At 71.1% G+C, this 7,608-nt stretch carries 10 protein-coding genes; 2 read left to right on the forward strand and 8 right to left on the reverse strand.

What is annotated here, in order from left to right; genetic code table 11:
• Window positions 1-3: 3 nt before the first annotated feature.
• Window positions 4-1,050, reverse strand: coding sequence for a cell division ATP-binding protein FtsE (ftsE, locus tag RT309_RS11075; RefSeq protein WP_313357032.1), 1,047 nt, complete (start codon window positions 1,048-1,050; stop codon window positions 4-6).
• 162 nt (window positions 1,051-1,212) lie between these two features.
• Here ftsE and RT309_RS11080 point away from each other — a divergent pair, with 162 nt between their 5' ends.
• Window positions 1,213-2,271, forward strand: coding sequence for a DUF2510 domain-containing protein (locus RT309_RS11080; protein ID WP_313357033.1), 1,059 nt, complete (start codon window positions 1,213-1,215; stop codon window positions 2,269-2,271).
• 80 nt (window positions 2,272-2,351) lie between these two features.
• Here RT309_RS11080 and prfB read toward each other — a convergent pair whose 3' ends face one another.
• Entirely contained in the window at window positions 2,352-3,461 is a 1,110-nt protein-coding gene (gene prfB / locus RT309_RS11085; protein WP_313357035.1) for a peptide chain release factor 2, read from the reverse strand.
• Between the two features lie 134 nt (window positions 3,462-3,595).
• Between prfB and RT309_RS11090 the strand changes: the two genes are divergently transcribed.
• A complete protein-coding gene (locus tag RT309_RS11090) occupies window positions 3,596-4,819 on the forward strand; it encodes an MFS transporter (RefSeq protein WP_313357046.1) in 1,224 nt (407 codons plus the stop codon).
• An 8-nt stretch (window positions 4,820-4,827) separates the two neighbouring features.
• Here the strand turns inward: RT309_RS11090 and RT309_RS11095 are convergent, their stop codons facing one another.
• From RT309_RS11095 to RT309_RS11120, 6 genes are all read right to left on the reverse strand, one after another.
• Window positions 4,828-5,262, reverse strand: a complete 435-nt coding sequence (locus RT309_RS11095; protein ID WP_313357037.1) for a pilus assembly protein TadG-related protein — start codon at window positions 5,260-5,262, stop codon at window positions 4,828-4,830.
• Complete coding sequence (locus tag RT309_RS11100; protein WP_313357039.1) at window positions 5,259-5,732, reverse strand: TadE family protein; 474 nt, start codon at window positions 5,730-5,732, stop codon at window positions 5,259-5,261. Before RT309_RS11100 ends, RT309_RS11095 begins: the two co-directional genes overlap by 4 nt.
• A complete protein-coding gene (locus RT309_RS11105) occupies window positions 5,701-6,102 on the reverse strand; it encodes a TadE/TadG family type IV pilus assembly protein (protein WP_313357041.1) in 402 nt (133 codons plus the stop codon). Before RT309_RS11105 ends, RT309_RS11100 begins: the two co-directional genes overlap by 32 nt.
• 12 nt (window positions 6,103-6,114) lie before the next feature.
• Window positions 6,115-6,300 (reverse strand): hypothetical protein, encoded by a 186-nt coding sequence (locus RT309_RS11110; protein WP_313357043.1) that lies wholly within the window; start codon window positions 6,298-6,300, stop codon window positions 6,115-6,117.
• Between the two features lie 30 nt (window positions 6,301-6,330).
• Complete coding sequence (locus tag RT309_RS11115; protein ID WP_313357045.1) at window positions 6,331-7,269, reverse strand: type II secretion system F family protein; 939 nt, start codon at window positions 7,267-7,269, stop codon at window positions 6,331-6,333.
• The coding region (locus tag RT309_RS11120; protein WP_396654447.1) for a type II secretion system F family protein at window positions 7,266-7,608 on the reverse strand (343 nt) is incomplete at its 5' end. The genes RT309_RS11115 and RT309_RS11120, both read right to left, overlap by 4 nt.

Genomic DNA, 7,608 nt, shown 5'->3' on the forward strand with positions numbered 1-7,608 from the left:
AGTTCATGAGGGCGGGCCCACTCCCTCGTCGTCGTCACGCGAGAGGCCGAGCCGGTCAGCCATGCCGAGCTCGGCGACCTCCACCTCCGGGATCACGATCGGGGTGGTTCGCGGAGCGGCGACCTCCACCTGCTCCTCGGGCGGGGTGGCCACCGCGGGCGGGCGCTGCGCGCCCTGTGCGGTCGGCTGCACGGCGTCCGGTTTCGACGTCGTCCGGGAGACCGGTTGCGGGGCTGCCGACTGCTCGACGGGCGGCGTAGGCACGACGCCGGTGATCGTCTCGCGCTGGACCTCCTGCACCGCGGTGAGCGCCGCGGCCACGGCGGCGCCGGGCACCGCCTCGGGCATGAGGCGCGGGATGCTGGAGGTGTCGCCGTAGCCGCCGCCGACTTCGTCGCGCACCATCTCGCCGCCCTTGAGTTCGATCACGCGGCGCTGCATCTGGTCGACGAACGCCGCCTCGTGCGTGGCCATCACGACCGTCGTGCCTCCCGCGTTGATGCGGGTGAGCAGCTGCATGATGCCCACCGACGTCGCAGGGTCGAGGTTTCCGGTGGGCTCGTCGGCGAGCAGCACCTTGGGCCGGTTGACGATGGCGCGCGCGATCGCGACGCGCTGCTGCTCGCCGCCCGAGAGCTCGTGCGGCATCCGCTTGGCCTTGCCGTCGAGGCCGACGAGCGCGAGGGCCTCGGGCACCGCCTGCTGGATGAATCCGCGCGACGAGCCGATGACCTGCAGCGAGAAGGCGACGTTCTGCGCGACGGTCTTCGACGGCAGCAGACGGAAGTCCTGGAACACCGAGCCGATGTGCCGGCGGAAGTACGGCACCTTGCGGTTGGCGAGTGAGCGGAGGTCGCGACCGAGCACGGCGACGCGGCCGGTGGTGGGGACGTCCTCGCGGAGGACCAGCCGCAGGCACGTCGATTTGCCGGAGCCCGAGGCTCCGACGAGGAAGACGAACTCCCCTGCTTCGACGTTGAAGTCGACCTCTGACAGTGCGGGGCGTTTCGTGCCGCGATAGCGCTTAGTGACGTTCTCGAACCGGATCATGGCCATTCGAGCCTAGGCGCCGACCGAGCCGGGGCAGCCAGCGACACTCCCCCGAGGCGTTCCCGTCGACCGCGACTGGTATACACGTAGAGGTGCGCATGCGCCACGAGGGCAGGCCGCGCGGCTCGAGCCGGCGGCGCAGACGGAGACGAGGAGAAGGCCATGAGCGTTCCCGCAGGATGGTACGACGACGGATCGGGACGCCAGCGCTGGTGGGACGGCGAGCAGTGGACCGAGCACTATGCACCCGAGAGCGCCGCTGAGCCCGCGGAGCAGACCGCGGACACGGGTGCGGTGCCGGAGGCCGGGGCATCCGGCGATCCGCACGGCGAGTACACCCCGCCGGTCGCGCCCGGCGCCGGGGACACCGCCCAGCCGACCGAGGTCTACCCGTCCGTCACGCCGGAGGGCTATCCGCAGAGCGGGTACGGCGAGGCGCCCTACGGACAGGCCCCGTACGGACAGGCCGCGTACGGACGGCCCGACTACGGCCAGCAGGGCTACCCAGGAACCGCGAACGTCGACCCGCAGAACCCGTACGCTGCGCCCGCGCCCTACGGCGGCGCCCCGGCATACGCCGGCGCCTACCCGGCATCCGATGCCGGACCGCGCAAGACCCCGGTGCTCGGATACGTCGGGCTCGGGCTTGCCGTCGTGGGCGGCATCATCGCGTGCATCCCGAACTTCGTCACGTTCGGCATCGGCTCGTTCCTGCTCTTCGCCGCGTTCGTCGTGTCGATCATCGCGCTGTTCATCAAGAACACCGCGAAGTGGCCCGGCATCGTCGGTCTGATCCTGTCGATCGTGATGGGCATCGTCGCCACGATCGTGCTCAGCATCACTCTGTTCGCGACCATCGCCGACAGCTCATGGGAGTCATCCGCCGACCCGTACGCCTCGGAGGAGCCCTACGCCTCGGAGTCGCCGTATGCCGACGAGTCGGCCGCACCCGAGGAGTCGGCCGCGCCCGACGCGACCGGCGAGCGTCCCACCGCCGACGAGGTCGCGCTGGGACTCGAGCAGATCATGGTCCAGCAGCAGGACATGGAGTATCCCGAGGGCATGCTGCTTTGCCTCGGCGAGGAGCTCGTCGCATCGGACATGAGCGACGCCTCGCTGCAGCAGATCGCCGACGGCGACCTGGCGCTGACCGACCCCGATGACGCGATGGAGTTCGGCTCGACCCTCACCGACGCGGCCTCGACGTGCGCGACGCAGTGACCCGGCGCCCCTCGACATCGGCGTAGACGAAGAACGGCCCCGAGCTCGAGCTCGGGGCCGTTCTGCGTGGTCGGTGAGGATCAGTCCTCGTCCTTGCGCTTGCGCCAGCGGATGCCCGCCGAGATGAAGTCGTCGAGGTCGCCGTCGAAGACGCTCGCGGGGTTGCCCGACTCGTGTCCGGTGCGCAGGTCCTTGACCAGCTGCTGGCCGTAGAGGAAGTACGAGCGCATCTGATCGCCCCAGCTGGCCGTGATCGTGCCGGCGAGCTCCTTCTTCTTCGCCGCCTCCTGCTCCTTCTGCAGCAGCAGCAGCCGGGTCTGCAGCAGTCGCATCGCCGCGGCGCGGTTCTGGATCTGCGACTTCTCGTTCTGCATCGAGATGACGATCCCGGTGGGCAGGTGGGTCAGGCGCACCGCGGAGTCGGTGGTGTTCACCGACTGTCCGCCGGGGCCCGACGAGCGGAACACGTCGACGCGGATGTCGTTCTCGGGGATCTCGACCTCGGTGGCCTCTTCCATCAGCGGGATGACCTCGACCGCAGCGAACGAGGTCTGGCGCTTGTCGGCCGAGCCGAACGGGCTGATCCGGGCGAGGCGGTGGGTGCCGGCCTCGACCGACAGCGTGCCGAACGCGTAGGGCGCCGTGATCTCGAAGGTGGCCGACTTGATGCCGGCGCCCTCGGCGTACGAGGTGTCCATCACCTTCACCGGGTAGCCGTGGTGCTCTGCCCAGCGCAGGTACATGCGCATGAGCATCTCGGCGAAGTCGGTGGCGTCGTCGCCGCCGGCGCCCGAGCGGATCGTGATGATCGCGTTGCGGTCGTCGTACTCGCCGTCGAGCAGGGTCTGCACCTCGAGCTGGTTGATGGTCTGCGTGAGCGACTCGAGTTCAGCGCGCGCCTCGGCGGCCGAGTCCTCGTCCTGCATCTCGTTGGCGAGCTCGATGAGGACGTCGAGGTCGTCGAGGCGGCGCTCGACCTCGGTGATGCGCTTGAGATCGGCCTGCTTGTGGCTGAGCGCGCTGGTCACCTTCTGCGCCTGCTCGGGGTCGTCCCAGAGGTCGGGGGCGCCCGCTTCCTCGCTGAGTCGCGCGATGTCCTCGCGCAGGGAGGTGACGTCGACGACCTCGCGGATGTCGCCGAAGGTGTGTCGCAGGGCCTGTATGTCGGCGGAGAGATCGAGTTCGAACATGGCAGTCCACCCTATCGCGCCAGGTGCCGGTCTCCCTGACCGCGGTATGTCCCTGCGTCGGTCGACGTGCGGGCGCGGCTAGCGTGAACGTCGTGACTGACAGTGCCGCGAGTGTCCTGAGGCGGTTCGGACCGATGGTCTATGCGCCGACCGTGCTCTTCTCGCTGGGCGAGGGCGCGGTCATCCCCCTCATCCCCGTGATCGCGACCCGGCTCGGCGCCGACGTGTCGTTGGCCGCGCTGGTGGCCGCCGCGCTGGTGATCGGCCAGCTGTGCGGAAACCTGCCCGCCGGTGCGCTGGTCGCAAGGCTCGGCGAACGGTTCACGATGGTCGTCGCCGGCACACTGTCGATCGCGGCCGGTGCCGGGATGCTGCTCGCCGAGGACCTCACGCTGTTCGCCGCCTCGGTGTTCGTGCTCGGCTTCTGCGCGGCGGCATTCGGGCTCGCCAGGCACGCGTTCATGACGACGCGCGTGCCTCCCCGGTTCCGCGCCAGGGCGTTGTCGCTGCTGGGCGGCAGCTTCCGCTTCGGCGTCTTCATCGGGCCGTTCGTCGCGGCCGCGCTGATCGGGCTGACCGGGTCGGAGCAGTCGACGATCTGGGCGCTGATCGTGTGCTGCGCGGCGATCGTGCCGCTCGTGCTGTTCGGGCCCGACCCCGAGAAGACCAGTCCGGTGCTGCTCAAGCCCACCGGTGCCGCCGTCGCCGAAGACACCGGCGAGGTCGTGACCGGATCGATCCCGACCCGCGACCGGTACGGCGTGTTCGAGACGATCTCGTACTACCGCGGCGTGCTGATGCGCCTGGGCCTGTCGGCCGCCGCGCTGTCGGCGGTGCGCTCGGCCCGTCAGGTGATCGTGCCGCTGTGGGGCGTGTCCCTCGGGCTCGACGCCAGCACGATCGCGATCGTGGTGGGCGTCTCGGGTGCCATCGACTTCGCCCTGTTCTATGCGAGCGGCCAGGTGATGGACCGCTTCGGGCGCATCTGGGCGGCGCTGCCGGCCATGCTGCTCATGGGCGCAGGCCTCATCGCCCTCTCCGCCACGCACGACCTCGATCAGGCGACGACGTGGTTCGTGCTGATGGCGGCCGTGCTCGGCCTCGGAAACGGCCTCTCCAGCGGCATCCTGCTCACCTACGGCGCCGACCTCGCCCCCGAGCGCGATCCGGCGACCTTTCTGGGCGCGTGGCGGACTCTGACGGATGCCGGCGGCGCCGCCGCCCCGGTCGTGATCGCGTCGATCGTCGCGCTCGCCTCGCTCCCCCTCGCGACCGGTGTGATGGGCGGCGTGGCGCTGCTGGGAGCGGCGGGCTTCGCCGTGTGGACGCCGAAGTTCCTGCCACGGCGCGAGCGCTGACGGCCGGCTCAGCGCAGCGCGGTGCGACTGGTCGCGGTCGCCTCGAGCGGCACGCCGTCGGGCACGAAGGGCGAGAAGAGCGGCGGATGCCAGGCCGCGGCGACCGTGACGCGCGCCGACACCCCGTCGGGCGTTCCCGCCGAGACGAGCTCGGAGTCGCCGTCGACGGCGCTGATCACGGCCGACGCCTGCTCGCGCACGCCGTCGTCGGTGAGCTGGGCCCGTACCCCGTCACCCTCGGCCCGCAGGGTGAACCCGTCTGATCCGGCGAGCGCCGCAGCGTCGGCGAGCGAGTCGAGGCGCTTCTGCGCGATGTACAAGTCGGTGGCGCACACGCACACGAAGATCACCGCGATGGCGAGCAGCACGTAGCCGAGCACCAGCGGCAGCACGCTGCCGTCGTCATCGGCGAGCGCGGCGCGAAGCCGGGTGGGCAGGCTCATCCGCTGCCCCACAGCCTCGAGATCTTCTGTGCCGCCTGAGCCTCGACGGGAATGGCTGCCAGCTCATCGAGTCCGAAGATCGGCGGCATGAGTGGCAGCGTCACCTCGGTGCGCACCGTGACGATCACCGTCGCCCCCGCACTCGGGCACGCGGCCGATGCCGGGCGGCAGGTGATCCCCACGTCGACTGCACCCTCGTCCATCCCGTACTCGCGGATCACCCCGGCGAGCACCGCATCGCCTCGTTCGGCGGCGGCCTCGGCATCCGGCGCCTGACCGATCACCCGCGCGGTGTGGCGCGCGGCCGCCTCGGCGCCGAGCGTCTGCTCCTGCACGGCGCCCAGCACGAGCACCAGGTACACGAGCGGGACGAGCAGCAGCACTCCGGCGACGATGAACTCCAGGGCAGCGGAGCCGCACTCGTCATCGAGCAGCGACTCAGTCGTCTCCGAACGATTCGACGGGCGCACGAGCCTCCACCTCCAATCCGAACGGAACGCCGAGCAGGCCGAGCACGGGCAGCGTGGTGCGCACCCGCACGAGCACGCTGGGATGGCCCAGGCTCGTGTCCTCCCCGATCGCGACGTCGCCGGCGTACTCCGCCCCGACGGCCCGGGTGATCACCGCCTCGGTGCGCGCTGCACCCTCGCCGAGCGTCGTGTCGGCGAGCGCCGCGTGGTGCGCCCCTTCGACCGCGGCGTCGTGCACGACGTTGCGCACGTACATCGCGAGCGCGATCTGCAGCACGGCGAGGGTGAGCGCCGTCAGCAGCGCACCGACGAGCACGAACTCGACGGGACTCGAACCCCGCTCATCGGCGAGCAGCGACCGCGCACGCATCCCGAGCCACGATCAGATGCCCGAGACGCGCGAGATCGCCTGCTCGAACAGGTCGACCAGCGCGGGGCCGGCGACGGCCCAGATGACCACGACGAGCGCTGCGGTCATCAGCGTCACCAGCACCCACCCCGGCACGTCGCCCCGCTCGTCCTCCACCAGGTCGCGGCCGGCCGCGAACCAGTTCTGCAGTCTCTTCATCTCTCTTCCCTCCGGATCGTCGATCTCGTCTCAGCCGAGCCCCAGTCGCAGGATGAACAGGCCCGGATACACCGCGAAGAGCACGCTCAGCGGCAGGATCAGGAACACGAGCGGCAGCAGCATGAGGATCTCCTTCTGCCCTGCCTGCTCGATGAGCACGCGCTTCGCCTCGTCGCGCGCATCGGCGGCCTGCGAATGCAGCACCGCGGCGAGCGGTGCACCGTGCTCGAGCGCGGCGATGATCTGGTCGGTCGCGCGCGAGAGGCCGGGCAGCTGCAGCCGCGTGGCGGTCTCGCCGAGCGCATCGGCGAGCGGCGAGCCGGTGTGCACCGCGAGCACGGTCTGGCGCAGCTCTCCGGTCAGCTCGCCCGTGCCGATGGCCGACACGCGGCGCAGCGCGTCGAGCAGCGACTCCCCCGCCGAGAGGCACAGCGCGAGGAACTCGAGCGTGGTGGGCAGCTCGTCCGCGAGACGGGCCCGACGGGCGCGCGCTCGCGCCGTGAGCTGCATGTCGTACGTGATCGCGGCGCCGGCGGCGGCGATGATCGGCAGCAGCGCGGCCGGCGGACTCATGCGGCCCGAGACCGCGATGATCACCACGACGACCGCGCCGACCAGAAGACCCGCCACTCCCCAGGCGAGCTGACGCCCGCGGAAGGTCGCCGGTGTCTGGGCGGCTCCGGCCTGCGCGAGGCGCAGGCGCAGCGTGTCGCCGCCGCCGAGCATCCGGTCGCGCATCTCGCGCAGCCTGTCCCAGAGCCGTCGGCCGTGCACGGGCATGATGCTGACCGCCGGGAGGATGCCCGGCGGCAGAACCTCATCGTCGACCACATCGCGCACGTAGGGCGCGATCCGTCGATCCAGCGAGGGCGCACCCCAGCGCGGCAGGGCCGAGAGCACACCGAGCAGGCCGAGCGCGAGCGACCCGCCCAGCAGCACGGCGATCGCCGCATCGGTCACGACGGTCATCCGAACCACCGCTCCGGCTCGGGCAGACGCCCGATGCGCAGCATGATGCGAAACGCCACCACCGACACGACCGCGCCGACGAGGATCACGATCACTCCCTCGGTGCTGCCGTACGCATCGCGTCCCTCCGGGCGCATCGCGAGCAGGCCAAGGATCACCCACGGGGCGACCGCGCCGAGCACGGCGGCCCCGCGGATCCACGACTGCCGTGCCTCGACCTCCCCGCGCAGCGCGGCGTCGGCGCGCACCGACGACGACAGCGCGCGCAGCACACCGGTCAGCTCGGTGCCGCCGACCTGGCGGGCCATGCGCAGGGTCTCGACGATGCGGTCGGCGATC

Origin of the sequence: Microbacterium sp. (genome assembly GCF_032084865.1) — a bacterium.
Classification (GTDB): domain Bacteria; phylum Actinomycetota; class Actinomycetes; order Actinomycetales; family Microbacteriaceae; genus Microbacterium.